The organism is Chryseobacterium sp. VAUSW3 (genome assembly GCF_002205795.1).
GTDB lineage: Bacteria > Bacteroidota > Bacteroidia > Flavobacteriales > Weeksellaceae > Kaistella > Kaistella yananensis.
This window is the reverse complement of sequence record NZ_NIUY01000002.1, coordinates 456,504-481,731: the sequence shown is the minus strand read 5'-3', so window position 1 is coordinate 481,731 and position 25,228 is coordinate 456,504. Positions and strand designations below refer to the sequence as shown.

The 25,228-nt window shown below is 39.6% G+C and carries 22 protein-coding genes; 12 read left to right on the top strand and 10 right to left on the bottom strand.

From position 1 onward, the window contains the following. Positions 1-11 precede the first annotated feature (11 nt). Entirely contained in the window at positions 12-932 is a 921-nt protein-coding gene (locus CDW55_RS07495) for a bifunctional riboflavin kinase/FAD synthetase (protein ID WP_088469134.1), read from the top strand. On the opposite strand, the gene CDW55_RS07490 is transcribed toward CDW55_RS07495, so the two are convergent. Further along, positions 929-1,282, bottom strand: a complete 354-nt coding sequence (locus CDW55_RS07490; protein WP_088469133.1) for an MmcQ/YjbR family DNA-binding protein — start codon at positions 1,280-1,282, stop codon at positions 929-931. The two genes, CDW55_RS07495 and CDW55_RS07490, sit on opposite strands and share 4 nt — an antisense overlap. A gap of 89 nt (positions 1,283-1,371) precedes the next feature. On the opposite strand from CDW55_RS07490, the gene CDW55_RS07485 reads away from it, so the two are divergent. Both CDW55_RS07485 and CDW55_RS07480 read left to right on the top strand, forming a co-directional pair. Then, positions 1,372-2,025 (top strand): NAD(P)H-binding protein, encoded by a 654-nt coding sequence (locus CDW55_RS07485; protein WP_088469132.1) that lies wholly within the window; start codon positions 1,372-1,374, stop codon positions 2,023-2,025. Between the two features lie 65 nt (positions 2,026-2,090). Then, on the top strand, positions 2,091-3,260 hold the full coding sequence (locus CDW55_RS07480; protein WP_143332941.1) for a T9SS type A sorting domain-containing protein: 1,170 nt from the start codon (positions 2,091-2,093) through the stop codon (positions 3,258-3,260). A gap of 63 nt (positions 3,261-3,323) precedes the next feature. On the opposite strand, the gene frr is transcribed toward CDW55_RS07480, so the two are convergent. Both frr and pyrH read right to left on the bottom strand, forming a co-directional pair. Next, on the bottom strand, positions 3,324-3,878 hold the full coding sequence (gene frr / locus CDW55_RS07475; RefSeq protein ID WP_088469130.1) for a ribosome recycling factor: 555 nt from the start codon (positions 3,876-3,878) through the stop codon (positions 3,324-3,326). 83 nt (positions 3,879-3,961) lie between these two features. After that, positions 3,962-4,669: a UMP kinase gene (gene pyrH / locus CDW55_RS07470; protein WP_088469129.1), complete on the bottom strand. Its 708-nt coding sequence runs from the start codon at positions 4,667-4,669 to the stop codon at positions 3,962-3,964. A 133-nt stretch (positions 4,670-4,802) separates the two neighbouring features. Between pyrH and porQ the strand changes: the two genes are divergently transcribed. From porQ to CDW55_RS07445, 5 genes are all read left to right on the top strand, one after another. Beyond that, on the top strand, positions 4,803-5,801 hold the full coding sequence (gene porQ, locus CDW55_RS07465; RefSeq protein ID WP_088469128.1) for a type IX secretion system protein PorQ: 999 nt from the start codon (positions 4,803-4,805) through the stop codon (positions 5,799-5,801). 72 nt (positions 5,802-5,873) lie between these two features. Next, a complete protein-coding gene (gene cmk, locus CDW55_RS07460) occupies positions 5,874-6,548 on the top strand; it encodes a (d)CMP kinase (RefSeq protein WP_088469127.1) in 675 nt (224 codons plus the stop codon). Positions 6,549-6,655: 107 nt separating this feature from the next. Beyond that, on the top strand, positions 6,656-7,039 hold the full coding sequence (locus CDW55_RS07455) for a YtxH domain-containing protein (protein ID WP_088469126.1): 384 nt from the start codon (positions 6,656-6,658) through the stop codon (positions 7,037-7,039). A gap of 83 nt (positions 7,040-7,122) precedes the next feature. After that, positions 7,123-7,431, top strand: a complete 309-nt coding sequence (locus CDW55_RS07450) for a phage holin family protein (protein WP_088469125.1) — start codon at positions 7,123-7,125, stop codon at positions 7,429-7,431. Positions 7,432-7,434: 3 nt separating this feature from the next. Then, positions 7,435-7,932 (top strand): phosphoribosyl-ATP pyrophosphatase, encoded by a 498-nt coding sequence (locus CDW55_RS07445; RefSeq protein WP_088469124.1) that lies wholly within the window; start codon positions 7,435-7,437, stop codon positions 7,930-7,932. Positions 7,933-7,953: 21 nt separating this feature from the next. Here CDW55_RS07445 and CDW55_RS07440 read toward each other — a convergent pair whose 3' ends face one another. Next, on the bottom strand, positions 7,954-8,682 hold the full coding sequence (locus tag CDW55_RS07440) for an RNA methyltransferase (protein WP_088469123.1): 729 nt from the start codon (positions 8,680-8,682) through the stop codon (positions 7,954-7,956). Here CDW55_RS07440 and CDW55_RS07435 point away from each other — a divergent pair. The 3 genes from CDW55_RS07435 to CDW55_RS07425 all read left to right on the top strand — a co-directional run bounded on the left by CDW55_RS07435 (position 8,668) and on the right by CDW55_RS07425 (position 14,327). After that, positions 8,668-11,229: a BamA/TamA family outer membrane protein gene (locus CDW55_RS07435; protein WP_088469122.1), complete on the top strand. Its 2,562-nt coding sequence runs from the start codon at positions 8,668-8,670 to the stop codon at positions 11,227-11,229. The two genes, CDW55_RS07440 and CDW55_RS07435, sit on opposite strands and share 15 nt — an antisense overlap. A 375-nt stretch (positions 11,230-11,604) precedes the next feature. Beyond that, positions 11,605-12,012, top strand: a complete 408-nt coding sequence (locus CDW55_RS07430) for a hypothetical protein (RefSeq protein ID WP_143332940.1) — start codon at positions 11,605-11,607, stop codon at positions 12,010-12,012. Between the two features lie 89 nt (positions 12,013-12,101). Then, entirely contained in the window at positions 12,102-14,327 is a 2,226-nt protein-coding gene (locus CDW55_RS07425; protein ID WP_088469120.1) for a M20/M25/M40 family metallo-hydrolase, read from the top strand. A gap of 60 nt (positions 14,328-14,387) precedes the next feature. On the opposite strand, the gene CDW55_RS07420 is transcribed toward CDW55_RS07425, so the two are convergent. The 6 genes from CDW55_RS07420 to ychF form a co-directional block, all read right to left on the bottom strand. Beyond that, positions 14,388-16,994: a DNA gyrase/topoisomerase IV subunit A gene (locus CDW55_RS07420; RefSeq protein WP_088469543.1), complete on the bottom strand. Its 2,607-nt coding sequence runs from the start codon at positions 16,992-16,994 to the stop codon at positions 14,388-14,390. Positions 16,995-16,998: 4 nt separating this feature from the next. Further along, complete coding sequence (locus CDW55_RS07415) at positions 16,999-17,481, bottom strand: hypothetical protein (RefSeq protein ID WP_088469119.1); 483 nt, start codon at positions 17,479-17,481, stop codon at positions 16,999-17,001. A gap of 18 nt (positions 17,482-17,499) precedes the next feature. Continuing rightward, positions 17,500-19,383: a DNA topoisomerase IV subunit B gene (locus CDW55_RS07410; RefSeq protein ID WP_088469118.1), complete on the bottom strand. Its 1,884-nt coding sequence runs from the start codon at positions 19,381-19,383 to the stop codon at positions 17,500-17,502. Positions 19,384-19,562: 179 nt separating this feature from the next. Beyond that, positions 19,563-20,657, bottom strand: a complete 1,095-nt coding sequence (locus CDW55_RS07405; RefSeq protein WP_088469117.1) for an AI-2E family transporter — start codon at positions 20,655-20,657, stop codon at positions 19,563-19,565. A 65-nt stretch (positions 20,658-20,722) separates the two neighbouring features. Continuing rightward, positions 20,723-23,374, bottom strand: coding sequence for a cation-translocating P-type ATPase (locus CDW55_RS07400; RefSeq protein WP_088469542.1), 2,652 nt, complete (start codon positions 23,372-23,374; stop codon positions 20,723-20,725). A 166-nt stretch (positions 23,375-23,540) separates the two neighbouring features. After that, entirely contained in the window at positions 23,541-24,632 is a 1,092-nt protein-coding gene (ychF, locus tag CDW55_RS07395) for a redox-regulated ATPase YchF (protein ID WP_088469116.1), read from the bottom strand. Between the two features lie 233 nt (positions 24,633-24,865). Here ychF and CDW55_RS07390 point away from each other — a divergent pair, with 233 nt between their 5' ends. Continuing rightward, positions 24,866-25,225 (top strand): BlaI/MecI/CopY family transcriptional regulator, encoded by a 360-nt coding sequence (locus tag CDW55_RS07390; RefSeq protein WP_088469115.1) that lies wholly within the window; start codon positions 24,866-24,868, stop codon positions 25,223-25,225. The last annotated feature ends 3 nt before the right edge of the window (positions 25,226-25,228 follow it).

The following is a 25,228-nucleotide window of genomic DNA, read 5'->3' as shown; positions in this document are numbered from 1 at the left end:
AAAATCTTCTTTTGAAAATCATCAAAAATCTTCATGATTATTCCCAGAAAACTCCCTTGGCACTTTCCATCGGAATGTTTGACGGGGTTCACCGCGGGCATCAAACGATCATCAAAAATCTCAATATCGCGGCCCAAAACAAAGATCTGGAATCGGCAATTCTTACCTTTTGGCCTCATCCGAGAACGGTGTTCAGCCCGAGCGATGATTTAAAACTTCTCAACACGATCGAAGAAAAAACATACCTGCTTGCGAAAAATAATGTACAGCATCTTTTTCTTAAAGAATTTGATGAAGCGTTCCGGAATTTGACAGGCGAAGAATTTGTGAAACAGATCCTTGTTGAAAAACTGAACGTGAAGCATTTAATTATCGGTCATGATCATACTTTCGGGAAAAACAGATCCGGAGATTTCAATCTGCTTCAAAAAATGTCTTCTCAATTAGGTTTTGATGTAGTGCAGGTTGAAGCTGTAGATTTTCAGGACCGACATATCAGTTCAACGCAGATCAGAAATGCGCTGATGAATGCAGATATTACTGCAGCGAATGAAATGCTGGGGCATCATTATTCTGTGTCTGGAGAAGTAGTTCATGGGAAGAAACTGGGCAGAACAATTGGTTATCCTACAGCGAATATCTCGGTGAATCCGATGAAGTTTTTACCTAAAAAAGGAGCTTATATCGTTGATGTTTTTGTGAAAAACAAACAGTTCAGAGGAATGTTGAGCATCGGAACCAATCCAACGGTAGATGGAAAATCGCTTTCGACAGAGGTTTATATTCTGGATTTTAATGGAGATATTTATGGTGAAGCCATATCGGTAAACTTTCGGAAATTTCTACATGATGAAATAAAATTCGATGGCTTGCAACAGCTTATTGAAAGGCTTGATGAGGATAAAAAGCTGACAGAAGATTTCGAATTTTAACTGTTTTCTACTTCTACTTTCATTTTTTTCGTCAGGGATTCAAAAATCAATTCGTACGAAGAATCGATTAATTTCATAATGAGCTCACGTTTCAAACCTTCACACAGCACCGAATTCCAGTGCGTTTTGTTCATGTGATAAGCTCCGGCTATCTGAGGATATTTTTCGCGGAGTTCTGCGCTCCACTCCGGATCGGTTTTTACAGCAATACTAAGAGGTTGTTTTTCTAAAGACATCAGTAAAAACATCTTCCCTCCCACTTTCATCACCAAAGTTTCTTTATCAAAGGGAAAAGTTTCTGTGACTCCTTTTTTGGCAAGACAGTAATCCAGAATTTCGTTGGCATCCATATTTTTTAGTAAGAATTCAATCAAATTTAGTAATTTTAATAATGTAAAATAATACTCATTTATAGTTACCTATCACTTATACTAAAAATATGAAGGCACTTATTATCGGCGCAACCGGCGCAACGGGGAAAGATTTGGTGAGTCAATTACTTACAGATAAAGGTTACGATGAAGTCAATGTCTTCGTGCGGCGACCTTTAGCTGTTGAAAACCCTAAACTTAAAACGCATATCGTAAACTTCGATAAACCTGAGGAGTGGAAAGATTTAGTAAAAGGAGATGTCGCGTTTTCTTGCCTTGGAACAACACTGAAAGCCGCAGGAAGCAAAGAAGCCCAGCGAAAAGTAGATTACGATTATCAGTACAATTTTGCAAAAGCCGCGAAAGAAAACGAAGTGGAAGATTATATTCTGGTTTCATCCTATGGAGCAAACCCAAAGTCTAAACTTTTCTATTCGCGTATGAAGGGTGAGCTTGAGCAAAGTATTAAAGATTTACATTTTAATAAGTTAACGATTTTCCAGCCAGGAATGCTCGAAAGAAAAGATTCAGAAAGAATCGGGGAAGTTCTGGGTGGAAAGATTATAAAATTTGCCAATAAATTAGGCGTTCTGACCCAACAGAAACCTTTACCGACAGAGGTTCTGGCGAAGGCAATGATTAATTCCTCCAAGATAAAGTCTTACGGTTATTCGAAAATCAAGCTTGGAAGTATTTTCAGTTTTGCAGAGAAAAAATATTAATTAAAACGGGTTTTTATTTGAAAAACAATTACCTTTATATAAGCAAACCCAATAAATATTTAATTATGAAAAAAATTTATCTTTTAGCAGCCATATCTTTATTTGGCTTCACTAATGCACAACAGCGACCTTCAGATGCAGAAATGGCTCCTATTTTTGCAAAAATAGAAAAGATTGAAAATCCTGCAGCGGCTTTTCCTAAAGGATTTTTCACTGCACAAGAAGAAAAAATGATTACGGATTATTACAGACCTGACACTCAGCAAACGACTCCGGCTATGAATTTTTTTGCAAACAATGATGCTCATGTACTTGATTCCAGAAATGTAGCGCGATCTTATGGAAACTTTCCGTATGCAGGTCCTTATAATTTGAATGTAACAGGAAGCATCCCGAATACACGCGCTATATATGCAGATGATTTTGACGAAAACGGAGTGCTTTATGCATTAGACAACACATCCAGGAAACTTGTTACTGTAGATCCCGCCACAGCGGCTGTTACGGAAATTGCTACATTAAATGGTATACCGACTACAGAAACTTTGGGCGGACTTGCGTTTAACTATGTAAACAATCAGTTTTACATCTTGTCGTCTTCTACCGCAGGCATGCAACTTTACACCCTCAATAAAACAACGGGTGCAACTTCGTTAATTGGAGTAACACCGGGAATTAGCGGGATTTGGCTTGTAATTGATAATACCGGAAATGCTTATACTGCTGATATTACCAATGATAATCTTCATCAGGTAAATCTCAGTACAGGCGTCGCTACACTTATCGGTCCTTTAGGCATAAATATTAATTTTGCGCAGGACGCAGATGTAAATACCGCAGACAACAACATATATATGGCCGGTTACCTTGGTGGCGGTGCAGGCGGAATATATACGGTAAATAAAACAACGGGTGCTGCTACGCTAATTGGCTCTACCACCTCCAATAACGCAGAATACACCATGTTCTCCATTGAAAATCCTAATCCACTTGGAGTGAATGATTCAGCTGTTAAAAATGGAATTACCATATATCCCAATCCTGTAGGCGATATACTCAACATTGTTTCTAAAAACAAAGTGGATGGTGCTGAAATTTACAGTGCTGACGGAAAAATGCTGATGAAGCAAAAATCAGAAAATGCTGTAAATGTTTCTGCACTAAAGCCGGGAGTTTATCTTTTGAAAACTACTTCTAACGGCAATTCTCAATCGGTGAAATTCATCAAAAAATAAATACACGATTTTATCTTAAAAAAGCCCTGAAAATTCAGGGCTTTTATATTTTTTCAGGAAGCATTATACTTTCATAATTTCCGCTTCTTTAACTTTTAAATGTTCGTCGCACATTTTAACATATTTATCAGTCACCAACTGAATTTTTTCTTCAGCATCTTTAATAAGATCTTCTGATACGCCATCAAGCTTTTTAAGTTCTTTCATCCCATCCTGTCTTGCATTACGAATAGTAATCTTGGTTGATTCTGTCTCCGCTTTCGCCAATTTTGCAAGTTCCCGTCTTCTTTCTTCTGTTAAAGGAGGCACATTCAGGATGATATTTTCACCATTATTCATGGGTGCAAAACCAAGATTTGAGTTGATAATGGCTTTTTCAATAGCTCCAATAGCTGTTCTGTCCCAAGGTTGAATGGAAATCGTCATCGCATCGGGCACCATTACATTGGCAACCTGATTAATGGGAGTTGGTGCGCCGTAATACTCCACCATCACATCCTGCACCATTGTTGTGGATGCACGGCCTGCTCTGATTTTTTGAAAAGCATGGTCAAGATGTTTCATCGCCGCATCCATTTCCTGCTTCACCATATCAATAATCATTTCTAAATCTTCCATAACGTGTTTGTTTTCAGTTTTTTATTCCAATGTTTCCCTTCATTAATCTGGAAATCGGTCTGGATTATTTTTAAAATTTTGATTTATATATTTACAAGTGTTCCGATATTTTCACCTTCCACAATTTTCAATAGATTTCCTTCTTTGTTCATGTCGAAAACAATAATCGGTAATTTATTTTCGTGGCTTAAGGTAAAGGCAGTCATATCCATTACTTTCAAGTCTTTTTCGAAAACTTCATCAAATGTTAATGAATTAAATTTCACGGCGTTATCATTTTTTTCTGGATCTGAATCGTAAATTCCATCGACTCTTGTTCCCTTCAGAATTACATCAGCACCAATTTCAATGGCTCTGAGCGTTGCCGCAGTATCTGTCGTAAAATATGGATTTCCGGTTCCTGCACCGAAAATAACGACTCTACCCTTTTCAAGGTGTCTCGTTGCTTTTCTCTTGATGAAGGGTTCTGCAACCTTATCCATCTCAATCGCAGATTGAAGACGGGTGTAAATCCCGGCATCCTCCAGTGCTCCCTGCAATGCCATCCCATTAATCACGGTGGCCAGCATCCCCATGTAATCTCCCTGAACTCTGTCCATTCCTTTAGCAGCTCCTGCCAAACCACGAAAAATATTTCCTCCACCAATAACAATGGCAACTTCGCAGCCTTTATCGACTACTTTTTTTATTTCAGCAGCATATTCTTTCAGCCGGTCATTGTCAATTCCGTACTGTCGGTTTCCCATCAAAGCTTCACCACTAAGTTTCAGAAGAATTCGTTTGTATTTCATTTTTTCTATTTTATCTCTTTTTTGCTCTGCAAATATAAGGAAACGCAAATAATCTCGTTAATAGAATTATATTTACAGGAAATATTTTTGATAAATTTTTAAAAAAATTATTTTTGCAAACATAAATACGAATTTGAAAAAAATTATCTCCGTTTCGGTTCTTCTTTTTACCACCATTTTGTTAGCTCAGGAAGGAACAAATGTGTACCCGTTTCTCAACATTCCGGTGTCTGCAAGACAGGCCGCTTTGGGAGGCGATGCTGTTTCGGTACGGGATTACGACGTAAGTTTCGCAGCCGTGAATCCCGGTTTAATGAATCTTGAACAGGATGAAATGATTTCGCTGAACTACGCTTCGTATCTCTCCGATTCTAAATACGGAACCATCAGTTATGTAAAAGATTTGGAAGAAGGTCATTTAGTAAGTCTCAATGCACGATACATGGACTACGGCAAAATGCCGAGAACCGATGAAAGCGCTATGATCGACGGTGAATTCGGGGCAATGGAAGCTTCAATCGGATTAGGTTATGCGTACCAGTTCGATGAAGACTGGACGGTTGCAGGAAGCGCAAGTTTCGTGAGTTCAAGAATCGACAATTACACTTCCATGGCTGTGGTAGGAAATGCTGGAGTAACATATCATAACAGACAGAGTAACGAAACGCTTGCACTCGTCTTCAGGAATTTCGGGTACCAATTCAAAACTTACAATGGGTTGCGTGAAAATGTAGCATTCCGCGTAGATTTGGGTTATACCAAAATTTTAGATGAATTTCCAGTCGCGCTTACAATTACCGCCCACGATTTACAGAAACTGAATATTTCGCAGGATTATAACAACAATGGTCAGGAAATTAGCTGGAGCAGAAAAATCACCGATCACCTTTCTTTTGGTGCAGAATTGTTTCCGCAACAGGCTTTCAACATCCGTTTTGGGTATAATGTAAAGCGCGGAAATGAACTTGCGGTGCTCGACCAGCGAAGCTTTTCAGGCCTTTCTGCGGGTTTCGGGATTAAAATTTCGTCCTTCCGGTTTGATTATGCCCATGTGCGTTATCACAACTCATCTAATGTAAACCTCTTCGGTCTTACTTTAGATTTAATTGAAGTGGGCGGAAACCGACGATAATTTCCCTTTAAAACTTTCTATTCTTCACATCATCGGTTTCGCAAATTCAAAAAAAATGATGAAATTTGCGGCATGAGAAAACCTGTTATTGCCATCGACGGCTATTCGTCCACCGGAAAAAGTTCAATATCAAAAGTTATTGCAGAGCGGTTGGGTCTTGTTCATATGGACACAGGAGCACTGTATAGGGGAATTACTTATTTCGCTCTTCAAAACTGTCTTAATGAATCCGGTGAAATCGATTTGCCTTTGCTTTTCTCTAACTTAAATGAAGTGCATCTTGAGTTTTCGGAACTTGAGAATGAACTTGTTCTGCTTCTCAATGGTAAAGACGTTTCCAAAGAAATCAGGTCAAATGAAGTCACATCACAGGTAAGTTTAATTGCCTGCCAAAAGGAAGTGCGCGATTTTTTAATGGAAACCCAACGATCCATTGCAGCCAAAGGTGGTGTCATCATGGATGGCCGCGACATCGGCACCGTTGTTCTGCCCAATGCCGATTATAAATTTTTTCTCACCGCCAGTATTGAAGAACGGACAAAACGTCGTTTTCTGGAACTGCAGGGCTTGGGCATGCCCAGTGAGGAGCATGAAGTAAGACATAATTTAATCACCCGTGACAAAATCGACAGTGAGAGAAGCGTAGCCCCTTTGAAACAAGCCGACGACGCAATCCTAATTGACAATTCAGATTTAACAAAACAAGAGACCATCGACCTTATTCTTTCCTTCATTAAAGACTTTTAACATAATTTTAAGAATGCGATTTGTTTAATTGGTATATAAATTGTAACTTTATGTGAGATGAAAAAAAGCATCAAACATTAATTATTAACTATTAAAAATTATCTAAAATGTCTAAAAAAGGAAATAATGCAGCAGGAGTTTTGGCAGGTCTACTTGCAGGTGCTGCGGCAGGTTTAGTTCTGGGAATGCTTTACGCTCCGGAAGAAGGTACTGAAACGAGAAAAAAAATCAAGAATAAAGCAAACGAACTGAAAGATCAGGCAGTTGATCAGTACGGTAGAGTTTCTGAAAAAGCGAAAGAGCAGTTTCAGGATGTTTCCGGCAAAGTAAGAGACCAGTATGGTAATATCTCTTCTCAGGTAAAAGAAACTGCCGACAAAGTAGTGTCTTCAGTAAAAGAAGGTTACGATAAATACAAAGACCAGGCAATTGCAAAAACAACTGAAGTGGTAAAAGATGTAGAAAATGAATTAGACGGACTTAAATCTTAATTGCACTTCCGTTTTATTCCATTAAAATAAAAAGGAACTTTAATTCTAAGTTCCTTTTTTTGTAACTTTAAACAAAAATTAGTATGCTAGACCTTGTAAAAGAATATGCTGCAAAGCGACTGGATCTTCTTAAAATGGAAGCTACAGAAAAATCTTCGGTAACCGCAGGAACTTTTACTTTTTTGGCAATTGCTGCAGTAGCGGCCATATTCTTCTTAATATTGCTCAATATCGGGTTAGGTTTGCTCATCGGTTCTTACTTAGGCAATTACGCTTATGGTTTGCTTATTATGGCAGGATTTTATCTTCTTATCATTATTATTGTATTCCTTATAAGAAATTCGATTAAAAATGCAGTAGCCAACAAAATTATTCAATCACTAAACAGTTAAATAATGGGAACCAAATACAGCAGCCTGGAAGAACTCCGCCGAAAAAAAGAATTACTTAAAAAAGAAGTTACCGAGATCGAAGAATTAATTACATTCGATAATACAAAGGAAAGCTTAAGCGCCTTCACCAACGGTTTTACAGATAAATACCTAAAAGAGGAAATTAAACCAGATGGTGCCACCAGCATTTCTTTAAATACCAACGAGATTGTAAAAGAATTTTCCAACAGCGTTAAAGATACGGTACTCAACAGAAACGCCGTTTACGGCTTTGCCAAAAGCGATACCGGAATGAATTTGGTAGAAAATGCCCTGAAAATCGGTGCCGTAACTTTTGTCGGGAATTATGCCAGAAAAAGTCTTTACAATACCAGCTGGAAGAAAAAAGCCATTGGTCTTGCACTGATTTATCTCGCACCCATTGCATTGAAATACGTGCGCGAAAAGCTTGAGCAATATCAGAGAAACAGAACAACCTCGAGCCTGGAGCAGTTGATTTAATAAAAGCCCCAATGCGTTTTTTTATTTTTCCGAAAAAATTTGTCCCAGAATAATGCCCGCTGCCATCGAAACGTTCAGGCTTTCAGTTGCACGGGATTTACCAAAACGGGGAATTGTAATTTTATCGGTTAAAAGGTCTTCGGTTTTAGGGCGTATTCCGTTGCCTTCATTTCCCAAAACCAAACTGAATTTTTCCGGAAATGAATATTGATACAGGTTTTTTCCGTCCATATCGGTTCCGATGATGGCTGAAGAAGAATTCTGAAGATAGGCGTGAATATCTTCATAAACAATATTTACGCGCAGAAAAGAACCCATGCTTGCCTGGATGACTTTGGGATTATAAAAATCTACGGTGTCTTCGCTGCATATAATCTGTTCAATCCCGAACCAATCGGCCAGTCTGATGATCGTTCCCAGATTACCGGGATCCTGAATACCGTCGAGAATGAGCTGTATTGAGAAATGCGGTAAAGTTTTTGCTTCTCTAAGTTCGCAAACCGCTACCGAATCTTTCGGGTTTTGCAGAAAGCTTATTTTTTTTAATTCGGTTGGGGAAACAGGAGTAATATGTACATTTTCAACTGAAAATTCATCTGGATTTACCGTGTAAATTTCGTTGATTTTATAATGTGACGAGGGTATTTCTTTAATCGTTTTATTGCCTTCAACCAAAAACAAATTGTATTTTTGTCTGAACTTCTTTTTGTCTAAAGACTGTAAAATTTTTATTTTATGAGCCGTAAGCATTTATCAAAATATTTTCAAAAGTATTACATATTTTTCGCATCTGCAATTACTCTATTTTTTCTGTACTCCTGCAGCACCACAAAAAAAGTTCCCGAGGGCGAATATCTGTTGACAAAAAACAATTACCGGTACGAGGACGGAAAGATTTTAGATGATGAAGTTCCTAATTATGTAAGCCAGAAACCCAATAAAAAACAGCTTTTTCTTTTCCCTATCGGGCTTTGGATGTATAATGCAACCAACCCGAAATATGATTCGATTCTGAATGAATACATGACATATCCCTCCGAAATGAGAAACCAGAAACTTCGCGATTCTCTTTTCATTAAATACGAACATCCAGAATATGTGGGAAAAAGTTTGTTTTATGAGCGTTTCATGCATAATATCGGGCAGGCACCGGTAATCCTGGATCAGGGAAAAACTGAAACAAGCGCCAATTCTATCCGTAAATTTTTTGTGTACAAAGGTTATTGGGATGCTGATGTAAAATTCAGTCATGAGCTGGATTCTGCAGCAAAAAAAGCGCAGGCAAATTATCTGATTACTCATAAGGATCCTACCTATATCAGCGATTACTACTATAATATTCCCGATCCTAACATCAGAAATATCTACGAAGAGGACTTAACGAAAAGTCTTGTAAAAGGCAAACAAATCCTTGATCAGAGCACGTTGGAAAAGGAGGTGAAAAGGATTAATGACCTGATGACAGACCGTGGATATTACAAATTCAATAATTCCAACGAAGAAATTTATTTTACAGCAGATACGCTTCAAAGCAGGAAAAACGTACCGCTTACCATGGATATCCACAAAGATTCTATGGATTCTCGCTATAAAATAACCACGATAGGTGATATTAAAGTTCATTTGCTAGAAAAACTTGCAGATTCTACCGAAACGGTAAAAGATTCCCTTTTAGGAATCAACTTTTATAAATTGGATGATCAGTTCAAAACAATGGCACTGTGGAGACCGATTATTTTAAAGAAAGGCGACGTTTATCAGCAGCGCAATCTGGATCTTACGAAACGGAATATCTCTTCTATGAACAATTTCAGCATCATTAAATATGATGAAATTTTACGTAAAGGGAATGACAGTATTCTGGATGTAAGCTACTATCTCGCTCCGCTTCCGAAATACGATTTAAAAATTGCTACAGACATTAATTACTCGCAGATTCTCAACTTCGGGGTTTCTCCGTCGGTTGATTTAACGACCAGAAATGTCTTCGGCGGTGCCGAAAACTTAACGACCAGTGTGTCAGGGATTTTTGGTTCTATTGTAAATACCAAGAATACGGATAAGCGGAGTTTGGCCTACGAAATATCCGCACAGGCATCTTTAAATTTTCCAAGGCTGCTAATGCCATTTAAAACTTGGCGGCTGATTCCTAAACGCTACTCTCCTACTTCATCGATTGTGCTGGGAGCTTCGGTTCAGGATAATATTGGTCTTGGTAGAATTGGTTTTAATGCAGGTTTAAATTATTTCGCGAATGTAAATGATATTGTTTCCCACCGGCTTTCTTTATTCAATACCCAGTTGAGTATTACACGCAACAAAGACCGTTATTATGATTTCTTTCCTGCAGATGCGGTGGTAAGAGAAAATATATTCCAGAATTATTCGCCTGCGCTTTATCAGGATTTTGTAAACGGACAAATCTCTTCCGATGATTTTTCTACCATAATCCTGAACGACACCAATTATCAAAATTCTTTAACGGGCGATGATCTGTCACTTTACAATACATTCAGACAATCACTTATCAACAAAGACCGCCAGACTCAGGACGTGCTGATTTCATCAATGATTTACAATGTAATTTACAATGAAATTGGTAAAAAAGACCGGCCAAATCCTTTCTATCTGAACGCCAAAGTCGAACTTGCCGGTAATGCTTTCGCACTGTTCAAAAGTAATCCAAGAGAAGTCGGTGTGATTTCAGGTGAAACCAAAAAGATTTTCGATATTCCGTATTCTCAGTTTGTGAAATTTGATGTTGATGTACGCAAATATTTCACCTTTTTCAATAACAAACACACGCTGGCCTTACGACAGTTTATCGGAGTCGGAATTCCGTACGGAAATTCTTCTACCATGCCTTTTGTGAGATCTTATTTCAATGGCGGTTCCAACGACATTCGGGCCTGGAGGGTTTTTGGAGGTTTAGGTCCTGCAGATTCGCAGCTCGACGAAAAAATCCGTTCCTACATCATGGACAATGTGAAACTCACCACCAATATTGAATACAGAATGCCTTTTACCCCAATGTTTGAAGGCGCAGCTTTCATAGACGCGGGGAATATTTGGAGTTTAAAAGACAGCGGCTTTGGCGACGAATTTAAATTCAACAAATTCCTGTCACAAATGGGCGTTGGAACGGGTGTAGGTTTAAGGGTGAATGTCGCCTACATTACTTTAAGACTCGATGCGGCATATAAAGTTTATGATCCGAATCAACCTGTTGGCGACCGCTGGGTTCTTGGCAACACCTGGAAACCGGTGCTCAACTTTGCTTTTGGATATCCATTTTAGTGATAATTTTCTATTTTGCATATTTTTTATTAATTTAACAAAATAATTAATATTTATTTACGTTAAATAAGAAAAACTATGAAATTAACATTAAAATTGCTACTTAGCATTATTCTTTTAGCAGCGGTATCGTGCAGAACAGACGAATTGCCAACGCCAAACGTTACCGAAGATCCTTTTTTTAACCTTAATGTTGGTAATATATAGGTTTATAAAACGTACAGAAATCCTGATTTCACAAATCCACAAAGTTCCTCCACATTCACAGGAAGAATTGATTCTGTAAGTATTGTCGGCAATGAAAACATTCAGGGATTCACAGTGGCAAAAGAGCGGACTAAGACCCATTTCCCGAATTCAAATTTAAATGGCAATGTGAGTTACAGATATTTGAGGGTAAATACAAAAGGTCACTTGGTCTCCTATCCTGCGTCGGGTAATATCGACATTTCTGAAACAGGTGGACATGTGCTCCATCCAGGTATGGATATTAATTACATATATAATAATCCCATTTTTGACCTTGGTCCCGGCTCTCCGATTATCGGAAATGTGCTTTACCAGTTGCAAAACGAATCCAATATCATTGTAGAAGGAACATCTTATACTGTTTTTCCTTATAAAGGGGTTTTTACCCCCATTAGCACTACAACTGGTCTGTTGCCTAAAACACAGGATATTTCGTACAAAAAAGGCTTAGGCTTAGTTAAAGAAATCTGTCATGCCGTATATGGAAATGATTATCTTGAAACCAGACTCGTTTCTTCAAAAATTATTTATTAGGAAAAAATTCAAAATCATTGATATTCATAAAATTGCCAAATTAATTTTGGCAATTTTTATTTATATTTGATATCAACCAATATCAAACTATGAATTTCTCCACAAGGTCATTTTGCATTGCGCTGCTCGGCGCTACTATGCTGGTTTTTTCGCAGGAAAGAAATCTCAGAAATATTCAGAAACTTACTTTCGGTGGCGATAATGCTGAAGCTTATTTTTCACCCGACGGAAAAAAACTTACGATGCAGGTTACCAATCCCGCGATCGGTGCACACTGTGATCAGATTTATCTTTTAGACTTGAATCAGAAAAATATTTCAACCAAAGATTTAAACCTTATATCTAAAGGAACCGGCAGAACAACATGTTCTTTTTTCATGCCCGATGGTAAACATATCCTGTATGCTTCCACTCACGAAGCAAATAAAGAATGTCCGGCAAAACCAAAACCGCGCACAGACGGCAAATATCTTTGGCCGATATATGCTGAATTCGACATTTATGAAGCTGATTTAAACGGTAAAATCACGAGAAAATTTACCGATTCTCCGGGTTATGATGCGGAAGCGGTGGTTTCCCCAGACGGCAAATACATCGTTTTCACGTCAATCAGAAGCGGCGATCTCGAATTATGGCGGATAGATATTGACGGAAAAAACTTGAAACAATTGACTTTTGGATTGGGTTATGATGGAGGTGCTTTTTTCTCACACGATTCCAAAAAACTGGTCTTCCGTTCATCCAGACCTAGTACCGCGGCGGAAATTAAGGAGTATAAAGACCTTTTGGCAGAAAACCTTGTAGCACCCACCAACATGGAGATTTATACCATGAATATCGACGGTAGCGGCCTCAAACAGATTACAAATCTCGGTAAAGCAAACTGGTCGCCGTATTTTCATCCCTCGGATACGAAAATTTTATTTTCATCGAACCACCATTCCACCAGAGGTTACGATTTCCAGATTTATTCCATTGATTTAGACGGAAGTAATCTTACCCAAATCACCTATGAAAGTGAGTTCAATGCATTTCCGATGTTTTCACACGACGGAAAAAAATTGGTATTCTCGAGTAACCGCCAAGCCGGAAAAGCTCATGAAACGAATGTTTTTATCGCGGATTGGGTAGAAACAGACCGTCATGAAAATGTTTCTGAACAAAACCTTAAGAAAACAGTTTCCTATCTTGCATCTGATGAGTTAAAAGGCCGGTTGGCAGGCAGTGACGGCGAGAAAAAAGCTTCAGAACTTATTTCCAAAGAATTTAAATCCCTAAAATTAAAGCCCCGCAACGGAAAAAGTTATTTTCAAGACTTCACTTACGACCTGAAACTTAATCCGCACGAGGAAAGTTCCGCCGTTAAAATTAACAGCCGTAATGTCATCGGATATATGGACAACAAAGCATCAAAAACCATCATCATCGGAGCTCATTATGATCATCTTGGCCTCAATGAGCACCACAACTCCACCCTGATGAATTCCGACGGGCAAATCCATAACGGGGCAGATGATAACGCTTCCGGAGTTTCTGCCGTACTGGAGTTGGCCAGAATGTTTTCTCAAAATAAAACAAAAGAAAAAGCAAACTATGTTTTCGCACTTTTCTCAGGTGAAGAAGATGGATTAATGGGATCAAAAAAATTCGCTGAAGAAGTAAAAAACCACTATCCGAACGTTATTTCCATGATTAATCTCGATATGATCGGTCGTCTGAACAAAGACAAAGATCTGACGGTTGGCGGTGTAGGAACTTCGCCTGTTTTTGGGGAGATGATTAAAAAATATAAACCTGCAGGATTCAATCTGGCGATTGACAGCGCTGGTGTGGGTCCGTCGGATCATACGAGTTTCTACCTGAAAGACATTCCTGTTTTATTTCTCTTTACGGGAACCCACAGCGATTACCACAAACCGACAGATGACACAGAAAGGGTTAATTTCACAGGATTGCGCAACATTACCCATTACGTTTTCAATTTAGCCAACGGATTGGCCGAGGTTGAAAACATTCCTTTTACTAAAACCAAAATCTCTCAGAGCAAAGCCATCCCGAAATATAAAGTAACGCTGGGAATAATGCCAAGCTACGCGGATTCCAAAGACGGCCTGCAAATCGACGGTGTTACGGAAAAAAGACCTGCAGACCTGGCTGGAATCAGAGCCGGCGACGTTCTCATTCGTATCGGCAAATGCGAAGTGAAAGAAGTGTACAGTTATATGGATTGCCTTTCGAAAATAAATTCAGGCGACGAACTTCCGGTAGCTGTCCTAAGAGATGGAAAAGAAATGACGGTGAATGTGAAGTTTTAAAATAAGTTAAATAAGAAAGGCGCTTTTCGGAGAGCGCCTATCTTATTGATTTTTCAATGTTTACTCTTCATCAAAAAGGTTTCCAATAGTGCCTTCATCCGGAAAATCAGCGTCTTTTACATCTTCATCAATGAAGGAAATGTGACCCTCGGTATTTTCAACGACATCAAAACCCGGATTTATTTCTTCTGTCGGTTCTGGAATAGTGACGTTGATGCTTTTTACTTTACTTTTCGTCAATTGATTACCAATCGCCTTGATCCCTTTCACAGCTATAAACTCATCAACAATGATGGTTTCCGGATCTTTTTCTTTGCCTTTGTCTTTGGCGAAAATAATTTCTGCAGTAGAATTATTGGCCACGATTACTTGCTCAATAAACGATTTCGGGTGTTCTGAAGGCATGAAATTCTGGATATTCGTATTGTTTTCGAGCAGAAATCTCTTGATAAAGTAAATCTGCTTCTCACCATCAAAGTAAATCGCGGTAATAGGCTGTTCCGGATTCCATTTTTCGAGAATCAGATATTCATCATCGAAGCGGTTCATCAGGTCAAATGAAACAAGTTTTGCCTCGCCCTGCGCATTGATGGTGAGTATTTTATCGTCGCCTTTGAAACTTCCGAGCAAAGTTCCGCGTGCATCGGCATTCAGCCTTCTCACAGTATCATCGAACCATATTTTTCTCGGTGCCAGGGTTGAATGACCTTCTTCCTTCATTTCAACTTTTTTAATGGCGTATTTGGTCACCAGATTTCCTTTGGAATCGCGGCCTTTAATTGCCAGCTCCGAGAAATCGATTTCCATTTTATTCTTTCGTATCCTGGCGTTAGGTTTCAATAAAACCGTAACAACTTCGGCTTCGCCATTGGGATTTGCAGAAAAATACAGCATTTCCGAACCTTTCTTTTCGGAGGCCAGTTTGTAATCTGTATTCCGTGTTACCCCGGTTACCGAAAATCTTTTCATGTAATAAGCGCCATCTCTGCCTTCACGGTAAATCATGTTGTAAACGGTACGCTTGTCGTTCTTTTTCCAGACGGCTACATGCACGATGTTTTTGCCGATAAAAGTTTTCGCCTCCACTTTCACCACTTTCATGGTACCGTCTTTCTGAAAGGTGATGATATCATCAATATCTGAACAGTCGAAAAGATACTGGTCTTTCTTTAAAGATGTTCCAATGAATCCTTCTTCGAAATTGGCATAGAACTTTTCGTTCGCTACTGCAACTTTTGTTGCGTCAATAGTGTCGAAAATTCTCAGTTCTGTCCGTCGCTCCTTGCCTTTTCCGTATTTTTTCTGGATGTTGATGAAATAATCGATGGCATAAGTGATCAGGTTATTCAGATGATGTTTTACCTGTTCTATTTTGCCTTCCAGATTCAGTAAATTCTCGATGGCTTTATCCTGGTCATATCTCGAGATCCGCATAAACGGAAGTTCGGTAAGCTTAATGATATCCTCGGTCGTAACAGCCCGCAAAAGGTTTTTGGTAAAAGGTTTCAGGGCTTTGTCAACCGCGTCATACACTTCTTCTTTTGAAGATTTACCTTTAATTTCCTGGTAAATTTCGTTTTCGATAAATATTTTTTCGAGACTGGCAAAATGCCATTTTTCCTGAAGTTCATTCAGCTCAATCTCCAGTTCTTTTTTAAGAAGAGCAACCGTATGATCAGTATTTCTTCTTAATATTTCTGAAACGGTTAAAAACTCCGGTTTATCTCCTACAATCACACAGGCATTGGGAGAAATCGGAATTTCGCAATCGGTAAATGCGTAGAGTGCATCGATGGTTTTATCTGGTGAAACATCATTATTGAGGTGGATGTTGATTTCAACCGTATCCGAAGTGTTATCCTCAATTTTCTTGATTTTAATCTTCCCTTTCTCGTTGGCTTTGATGATGGAATCGATGAGATCGCCGGTATTTTTACCAAAGGGAAGTTCTGTAATGCAGAGCGTATTTTTTTCTTTCTGAATGATTCTGGCTCTTGCCCGTATTTTTCCGCCGCGTTCACCGTCGTTGTAGTTGGAAACATCAAGCATTCCGCCGGTAAGAAAATCCGGGAAAAGTTCAAATTTCTTTCCTTTCAGATGGGCAATAGAAGCGTTGATCAGTTCATTAAAATTATGAGGCATAATTTTGGTGGAAAGTCCCACCCCGATACCTTCAACGCCCGACGCAAGGAGTAACGGAAATTTTACAGGCAGATCAATTGGTTCATTGTTTCTTCCGTCATAGGATTTCGCCCATTGCGTGGTTTTCGGGTTGAAAACAACTTCCAGCGCGAACGGGGTAAGCCTTGCTTCAATATATCTTGCTGCAGCGGCAGAATCTCCGGTAAAAATATTTCCCCAGTTTCCCTGCGTATCGATCAGTAATTCTTTCTGGCCAATCTGCACCATCGCATCGGTAATCGAGGCATCACCATGCGGGTGATATTTCATGGTATTCCCCACAAGGTTTGCTACTTTATTGTAGCGGCCGTCTTCCAGCTCACGCATGGAGTGCATGATGCGGCGCTGTACAGGTTTGAATCCATCAAAAATTGAAGGAATTGCCCTGTCCAGAATTACGTAGGATGCGTAATCTAAAAACCAGTTTCTGTAAAGACCGGAGACTTTTTTCAGGGATTCTTCGTGGTGATTTTCTTGTTCTTCCATCAACTTATAGCTCTCTCTTATTTTCTTTGTTTTCTTTGATGACTTTGCTTAATGAGAATTTCAGGTCTTTCAGTTCCTTTTTACTCAGGTAAGATACATCGTATTTCAGGGTTATAATTTTATTTTTTTTACTTGAAATATTTATGTACAGTTTCCTGAAAATCAATGCATCAATAATTTCATAACTGATGAGTTTGTATTTCGGAAACTCATCACTTATCGCTTTCTCGTAAAATAATACGTTTCGATTTTTAAAATTCAAAGCTTCACCGTCACTGTCGTATTCGAAAATCTGCCGTCCTCTCAGGTAAAATATCAATCCAAAAATGCTTGGAACAATGATGAGCAAGGCAGTAGTGCCTCTTCCCAGAAAGTCAAATTTGAAAAGTTCCATAAAGAACGCTCCACAGCCTAATACGAAAATAAGTAAAATCGTGGTGCTTATAAAATTATAGAAACCTGCTTTGTTGCGGTTATTGAGTCTCATCGATGTGTTACAGATTACTTAAACTTCGGCATCTTCCAGAATTTCTTTTTTATCAATATCCGGATCTTCCACCACCAGATTTTGCAGGATAAACTGCTGCCTGTCGGGCGTATTTTTTCCCATATAGAACTCCAGAAGCTGATCAATCGTGTGGTCTTTTCCTAAAACTACAGGTTCTAAACGGATGTCTTTCCCGATAAAATGTTTAAACTCATCAGGAGAAATCTCGCCAAGACCTTTAAACCTGGTGATTTCGGGGTTTTTGCCGAGTTCATTTAAGGCTTTTATCCTTTCTGCTTCGGTATAGCAGTAGCGGGTTTCTTTCTTGTTTCTTACCCTGAATAAAGGAGTTTGGAGGATATAAAGATGTCCGTTTTTAATTAAATCCGGAAAAAACTGCAGGAAGAAAGTAATCATCAGCAAACGGATGTGCATCCCGTCGACATCGGCATCGGTTGCGATAATCACGTGGTTATAGCGCAGATCTTCCAGTGAATCCTCAATATTCAGCGCTGCCTGCAGCAGGTTGAATTCTTCATTTTCGTACACTACTCTCTTAGTCAAGCCATAACAGTTCAGCGGCTTTCCTTTAAGCGAAAAAACCGCCTGGGTTTCAACATCGCGCGATTTTGTAATAGATCCTGATGCCGAATCACCTTCAGTTATGAAGATCATGGTCTCCCCTTTTCTTACGGCTTTCTGATCATTATAATGTTCGCGGCAGTCGCGCAGTTTTTTGTTGTGAAGCGAAACCTTTTTCGCCCTTTCCCGCGCCAGTTTCTGAATTCCTGAGAGCTCTTTTCTCTCCCTCTCGGAAATAATGATTTTACGGTGAATCGCTTCAGCAATTTCCTGATTTTGGTGCAGGAAATTATCGAGTTTATTCTTTAAGAAATTGGTAATAAAAGTTCTTACGGTTTCCTTTCCGGGCTCCATTTCGTTGGAACCGAGTTTGGTTTTTGTCTGGGACTCGAAAACAGGTTCTATGACTTTAATCGCAACCGCCGCGATAATGGATTTACGGATGTCTGCCGCCTCGAAATTTTTATTGAAATATTCGCGGATGGTCTTTACATAAGCTTCACGAAAGGCATTCAAGTGGGTACCACCCTGCGTGGTATTCTGTCCGTTTACGAAGGAAAAATAGGTCTCCGACTGCGACTTATCCGAATGGGTAATCGCCACTTCAATGTCTTCGTCTTTCAAATGAACGATCGGGTAAAGAATTTCGCCTTCAATTTCTTCCTGCAAAAGGTCTTTCAGACCGTTTTCGGAAAAATAAGTTTCGCCGTTGAAGATTATTTTCAATCCAGGATTCAGGTAACAGTAATTTTTGAGCATCTTCTCGATATACTCTTTCCTGAATTTAAAATGGGTGAAGATTGTGGCGTCGGGAATAAAAGTAATTTCAGTTCCGTTTCTTTCCGAGGTCTCAATTTCGGCATTATCGGTCGTGATAATTCCTTTTGAAAACTCCGCTACTTTCACTTTCCCTTCCCTTACCGATTTTACGCGAAAATATTCTGAAAGTGCGTTCACCGCTTTGGTTCCGACACCGTTAAGACCTACTGATTTTTTAAAAGCTTTGGAGTCATATTTACCGCCGGTATTCATTTTAGAAACTGCGTCAACTACTTTTCCCAAAGGGATTCCACGCCCATAATCGCGGATCGTGGCTTTGCCTTCGTCAATTTTAATTTCAATTCTCTTTCCGGCTTTCATCACGAATTCATCGATGGAATTATCGATGATTTCTTTGAGCAGAATATAAATCCCGTCGTCTGCAGAAGACCCGTCGCCCAGCTTTCCGATGTACATACCGGGACGGATCCTGATATGCTCCTGCCAATCGAGGGTTCTGATGTTATCTTCGGAATAGTTTACAGTGTTGATTTCGCTCATGGTTTTTCGCAGAATGCTTTTAAAAATTCAGTAACTCACAAAAATAGCGAAACTAAGTTTATATTTAAAATTTTGTGGAAAAATAATTTTGACAAAACACTCAATTACAGAAAAGTAAATTCAGATGTTGTGATTCTTTTTTCAAAAAGACTTCAGAAATAAAATAAAGATTGATCTTTTTACGTTTGATCGGGAATTTTAGTAGGCAGCAAGGGCTCCGCAATATCGGGGACATTTTTTTCTTTTTCGTTTTTGCTGAGGCTTCTTTCAATTTTGAAAATTTTAAAGAGAATTCCAGGCAGAGAAAGCATCACCGGACCAAAAACAAGTCCCATCACTCCGAAAATTTTCAATCCCAAAACCACTCCGAAAACAGTAATCAAGGGATGAATATCTGCCATCTGTTTCAGAAGGGTAAAACGCAGGATATTATCGATACCGCCAACTAAAACGAGACAGTAAAGCGTAAGAAACAAACCGCCGCTCACATCACCACTGGCAATCTGGTACACGCATACGGGGATATAGATAAACATCGTTCCCAAAACAGGAACAATAGAGGCTGCACCGGTAAGCAGTCCCCAGAAAATTGCATTTTGGACGCCAAAAATGGAGTACCCGATCATCGCAATCACTCCCTGCGCGAACCCTAAAATAGGAATTCCGTAGGCATTCGATGTAATAAGTGCCGCATTTTCACGCATGAAAAACTTTTTACTTTCCTTAGAAATCGGCAGCAGTTCTTTAAAACGCGCTTCCATCGTTCTTGCGTTGATGAGCATGAAGTATAGAATGAAAAGCGCAGTGAAAATGTTGGCAAAAGTTTGGCCCACCCACTGTACAGTAGAAGGAATGTACGAGATCACCTTGTTTACCAGCTGCAGCACTTTGTCGTCTGAAAATGTAAGATCAAATCTTTGCAGAAATTCATTATTTTCAATCAGCACCCGAATTGAATTAAATTTATCCAGAATGGCTTCGCGATCACTGAGAAATTCATTGATTTTTGGAATCAGAATCTCCAGAATAATCCATAGCGGTATAGCAAAAGTGATGATGATTAAAAATATAATAAGGGTTATTGATAGATTCTTATTCCATTTTTTCTCCTCAACCAGTTTCAGATATAACTTTCGGGTCAGCACATACAGCGTGATGGCACCAAGCAAACCTGACAGGAAGTATTTCAGCTCAACTAAAATAATGAGAACCAACAAAAGTGCAAGGAACAAAATGGCTTTCTGAACATTGATTTTCTCAAAGAGTTTTAGCATACTTCCGGATTTTAGCTCAAATTTAATAAAACATTGTACAATGATGATAACGAAGCTTTAAACCATTATTTTTTCCACATAAACAGGACTTTGTAAAGTTCGTGCGCGGCAAGTGGCAGCAGCCCGAGTACCGCAGCCATCATCCAACCTTTCTGATCAAGCATATGAAGTTTAAATGCATCCCGCAATACGGGTACAAAAAGTACCAGAACCTGAAGCAGAATCCCAAGAACAATAGCCCCAATCAGATACTTATTGCTAAAGAGACCCACTTCGAAGATGCTTTTTTTCATATTTCTCAGGCCCAGAGAATAGAAAAGCTGGGCAAACACCAATACCATGAACGCCAAAGTACGCGCATTATTAACTACTTCTTCCGGAACATTTTTGTCAGAAGGCGAATATCCCATTTCGTAATATCCGTACCAAAAGGCGAAAAAGCAGATTAAACCTATGAAAAGGCCTCCTAAAACAGCCTGCAGACCTGCGCCGTTGGAGAAGAAATTTTCTTTTGGATTGCGGGGTTTTTCATTCATCACATCCGGGTCGCCATTATCCATTCCCAGTGCGATGGCCGGTAGCGAATCGGTGATTAAATTAATCCATAAAAGTTGCGTTGCAATAAGTGGCGATGCCCAACCAATGAGCAGTGCGATAACCATCAGCACCACCTCGCCAAGGTTACAGGTCAGCAAAAAAATAACCGACTTTTTGATGTTGCTGTAGATATTTCTGCCTTGCTCTATAGCTTTTACAATGGTGGAGAAGTTATCATCCGTAAGAATCATATCCGCCGCGCCTTTGGCCACATCGGTGCCAGTAATTCCCATCGCAACCCCAATGTCTGCTGCATTTAAGGATGGCGCATCATTTACACCATCACCGGTCATAGAAACGATATTGCCGTTGGCTTTCAGGGCCCGTACAATTTTTACTTTATGTTCCGGCGACACCCGGGCATACACCAGATACTGATCTACATTTCTCCTTAAATCTTCATCGCTGAATTCATCGAGTTCGGGACCTGTAATGACCTGATTGATATTCTGCGCAATGTCCAGATCTTTAGCGATGGCAAACGCTGTGTTTTTGTGGTCACCCGTAATCATAACCGTCCTGATTCCGGCGTTTTTGGCAAGTGCGATCGAAGGCTTCACTTCGTCTCTGGCCGGATCCATCATCCCTACAAGCCCAAGCAGTACAAGATCCTGCTCCATTTCTTCGGGTTGTGTTTCCTTTGTTGCAGGCTTGTACGCAAGCGCCAATGTTCGTAATGCGTTATCCGACATTTTCCTGGCCGTATTGGTGAACTTTTCAAAATCAATGTCTGAAATATCGCGGATTTCGCCATCAATAAAAATCTTTGTGCAGACTTTTTTCAAACTTCCCAAAGCACCTTTTGTGAAGACTTTATAATCTCCATCCTCTTCCTTTACCAGAACCGACATCATTTTCCGGTCGCTGTCGAAGGCTTTCTCATTAATTCTTCTGGTATTTTTGCTTAAATCTTTCCTGTAGATCTCCATCGTATCACCCAGAATCAGCAGCGCAACTTCTGTAGGATCTCCGGTGGAATCACCGTTTTCCAGCGTCGCGTCGGAGCAAAGAATCATTCCCTTGGCAAGCATTTTTGCGGAGTTGGGAATTTCTACCTTCTGATCATCATCCACATTTATAAGACCGTCGGAAGTAAAAAGTTGGGTAACCGTCATTTTATTCATGGTTAAAGTGCCTGTTTTATCGGAACAGATCACGTTGACAGAACCCAGCGTTTCAACTGCGGGCAGCCGCCGGATAATAGCATTTTTCTTCGACATAGAAGTGACACCAATCGAAAGCACCACTGCCACGATCGCAGCCAAACCTTCCGGAATCGAGGCAACAGCCAGAGACACTGCGGTAAGGAACATCTCCGCCAGGTCCCTGCCCTGAAACCACGAAAGCACAAAAATAAAGACACAGATGCCCACAGCGATTTTGCCCAGCATTTTTCCCAAATCGTTCAGACGTTTCTCCAGCGGTGTCTTGGTAGTTTCTTCGTTATCAATCAGGTGGGCAATTTTACCAAGCTCGGTTTTCATTCCGGTTTCTACAACCACGCCGGCTCCTCGTCCGTAAGTTACCACCGAAGTCATAAAAGCCTGATTTTCTCTATCGCCAATCGGGGTATTGGGATCTTCATAAACATCTTCCGCCTTTTTATGCTCAGGAACCGATTCTCCGGTCAGCGCCGACTCTTCGGTCTGTAGATTAGCCGTTTCAATCAGGCGGAGATCAGCGGGAATAATTCTCCCGGCTTCCAGAATTACGATGTCGCCGGGAACAAGTTCAGAACTGTCGATTTCTTTGGTATGGGAATCCCTTTTCACTAATGCTTTTGGGGAAGAGAGTTCCATCAGGGCTTCAATGGCTTTTCCGGCTTTTAATTCCTGATAGACCCCAATACCTGCATTGATGAGAATTACCAAAACAATAATCGCGGCATCCACATATTCACCCATTAGAAAAGTGATGATTACCGCGGCAAAAAGTACATAAATCAGCCAGTCATTAAGCTGAGAAATAAAGATCTGAAGAACCGTTTTTTTCTTTTTTGCTTCCAGCCGGTTGGGTCCAAACTGTTTCAGCCTTTTGATGGCTTCTTCGGAAGTAAGCCCCGTTTCAGGATTTACGTTAAGCGCTTTTAGTGTGTCTTCGATGGATTTAGTAAACCACATATTTTTACTTTTGGAGAACATTGTAGAATTCTGCTTCTTAGAACGACGCAGTAATATTCTTTGCTGAATAATTCAGTATTACCGATGCTCTAACAATACAATCAAAGATACGCAATAAAAAAAGCAGATTTTATGAAATCTGCTTTTAATATCTAAAAATCTTTAATTATACATTGAATCGGAAATGCATTACATCACCGTCTTTTACAATGTATTCTTTACCTTCTACCCTCATTTTTCCAGCTTCCTTTACTTTAGCTTCGGATCCATAAGTTACAAAATCATCATAACCGATAACTTCTGCACGGATGAATCCTTTTTCGAAGTCGGTATGAATCACGCCTGCGGCCTGAGGCGCCGTCCAGCCCTGACCAATCGTCCAGGCACGTACTTCTTTCACGCCGGCGGTGAAATAGGTTTGTAGCTTAAGTAAATCGTAAGCTTTTCTAACGAGTTTGTTAACACCGGGTTCATCCAAACCAAGTTCTTCCAGGAACATCTGTCTTTCTTCAAAGGTTTCAAGTTCGTTAATGTCGGCTTCAATCTGAGCAGCCAGCACTACAACTTCAGCATTTTCTTTTGCTGCCATTTCTTCGATCTTCGCAATCCATTCGTTGCCGTTTTTAATGGAATTTTCATCCACATTACAAACATAAAGCACAGGTTTGTTGGTCAGCAGCTGAATTTCAGAAATCACAGACTTTGCAAAATCATCCATCGGGAATTCTCTGGCATTCTTACCGTCTTCTACAAATTTCTGAAGATTAACCAGTGTTTCATAGGTCAACACATCTTCTTTCTTTCCGGATTTAATGAATTTCTTCGCTTTTTCTGCAGCTTTAGCGATCGCCTCCATATCTTTCAGCTGAAGTTCGATATCGATGATTTCTTTGTCACGAAGCGGATCTACAGAACCTTCCACGTGAATAATATTGCCGTTTTCGAAACATCTTAATACATGGATAATAGCTTCGCATTCGCGGATATTGGCCAGGAACTGGTTCCCTAAACCTTCACCTTTACTTGCACCTTTCACCAGCCCGGCGATATCTACAATTTCTACCACCGCGGGCAAAACTCTTTCCGGATTCACCAGTTTTTCGAGTTCGAACAAACGGTGATCGGGCACGGAAACCGTTCCCAGGTTAGGTTCAATCGTACAGAAAGGATAGTTGGCAGACTGCGCTTTGGCGTTGCTCAGGCAGTTAAAAAGGGTTGATTTACCTACATTGGGCAAACCTACAATTCCACATTTCATAAATTTTTGCTTTTAGCAAGACACTTTTGGCGTGTTGCAGTTTAAATTAAGGTGTGCAAAGATAAGGTTTTTACACAAATTCTCAATAATATATATTAAAGTGACATCGGCGATAACTTCTAATTTTTATAACTGACAATCAAATACTTACAATAAATTTCATATTATCACTACAAAAATAGTTGTAAGAACGGATTTAATTCCTACATTTGTATCACTAAATAAATAGTGATATGCAGATTGCTCAATTAACAAAAGCTGAAGAACAGGTAATGCAGTACCTCTGGGAGATCGAAAAAGGCTTTCTTAAAGACATCCTTGAGCTTTTTCCCGAACCAAAACCGCACACCAATACCGTTTCTACCATATTAAAAGTGCTGAAGGAAAAAGATTTTGTAGATTATGAAGTTCATGGTCGCCAGCACCAGTATTTCCCTTTAGTTTCAAAAGAGAGATACAGTGGGAAATCAATGAAAAGCCTGGTGAAGAATTATTTCGAGGGTTCCTACAAAAACGCAGTTTCATTTCTGGTCGAAAAGAACGAAATGAGTGTGGAAGATCTTGAAATGCTCCTCAACGAACTCAAAAAATAAAAG

Bases quoted from the DNA above. Each gene is read 5' to 3' on its own strand.
- cmk (WP_088469127.1), top strand. From the start codon at position 5,874: ATGAGAAAACCTGTTATTGCCATCGACGGCTATTCGTCCACCGGAAAA.
- frr (WP_088469130.1), bottom strand. From the start codon at position 3,878: ATGGAAGATTTAGAAATGATTATTGATATGGTGAAGCAGGAAATGGAT.
- CDW55_RS07450 (WP_088469125.1), top strand. From the start codon at position 7,123: ATGCTAGACCTTGTAAAAGAATATGCTGCAAAGCGACTGGATCTTCTT.
- CDW55_RS07440 (WP_088469123.1), bottom strand. From the start codon at position 8,682: ATGCTTACGGCTCATAAAATAAAAATTTTACAGTCTTTAGACAAAAAG.
- ychF (WP_088469116.1), bottom strand. From the start codon at position 24,632: ATGAAATGTGGAATTGTAGGTTTGCCCAATGTAGGTAAATCAACCCTT.
- CDW55_RS07490 (WP_088469133.1), bottom strand. From the start codon at position 1,282: ATGGATGCCAACGAAATTCTGGATTACTGTCTTGCCAAAAAAGGAGTC.
- CDW55_RS07400 (WP_088469542.1), bottom strand. From the start codon at position 23,374: ATGTGGTTTACTAAATCCATCGAAGACACACTAAAAGCGCTTAACGTA.
- CDW55_RS07415 (WP_088469119.1), bottom strand. From the start codon at position 17,481: ATGAGACTCAATAACCGCAACAAAGCAGGTTTCTATAATTTTATAAGC.
- pyrH (WP_088469129.1), bottom strand. From the start codon at position 4,669: ATGAAATACAAACGAATTCTTCTGAAACTTAGTGGTGAAGCTTTGATG.
- CDW55_RS07435 (WP_088469122.1), top strand. From the start codon at position 8,668: ATGAGCCGTAAGCATTTATCAAAATATTTTCAAAAGTATTACATATTT.
- CDW55_RS07455 (WP_088469126.1), top strand. From the start codon at position 6,656: ATGTCTAAAAAAGGAAATAATGCAGCAGGAGTTTTGGCAGGTCTACTT.
- CDW55_RS07480 (WP_143332941.1), top strand. From the start codon at position 2,091: ATGAAAAAAATTTATCTTTTAGCAGCCATATCTTTATTTGGCTTCACT.
- CDW55_RS07425 (WP_088469120.1), top strand. From the start codon at position 12,102: ATGAATTTCTCCACAAGGTCATTTTGCATTGCGCTGCTCGGCGCTACT.
- CDW55_RS07485 (WP_088469132.1), top strand. From the start codon at position 1,372: ATGAAGGCACTTATTATCGGCGCAACCGGCGCAACGGGGAAAGATTTG.
- CDW55_RS07405 (WP_088469117.1), bottom strand. From the start codon at position 20,657: ATGCTAAAACTCTTTGAGAAAATCAATGTTCAGAAAGCCATTTTGTTC.
- CDW55_RS07390 (WP_088469115.1), top strand. From the start codon at position 24,866: ATGCAGATTGCTCAATTAACAAAAGCTGAAGAACAGGTAATGCAGTAC.
- CDW55_RS07410 (WP_088469118.1), bottom strand. From the start codon at position 19,383: ATGAGCGAAATCAACACTGTAAACTATTCCGAAGATAACATCAGAACC.
- CDW55_RS07445 (WP_088469124.1), top strand. From the start codon at position 7,435: ATGGGAACCAAATACAGCAGCCTGGAAGAACTCCGCCGAAAAAAAGAA.
- CDW55_RS07420 (WP_088469543.1), bottom strand. From the start codon at position 16,994: ATGGAAGAACAAGAAAATCACCACGAAGAATCCCTGAAAAAAGTCTCC.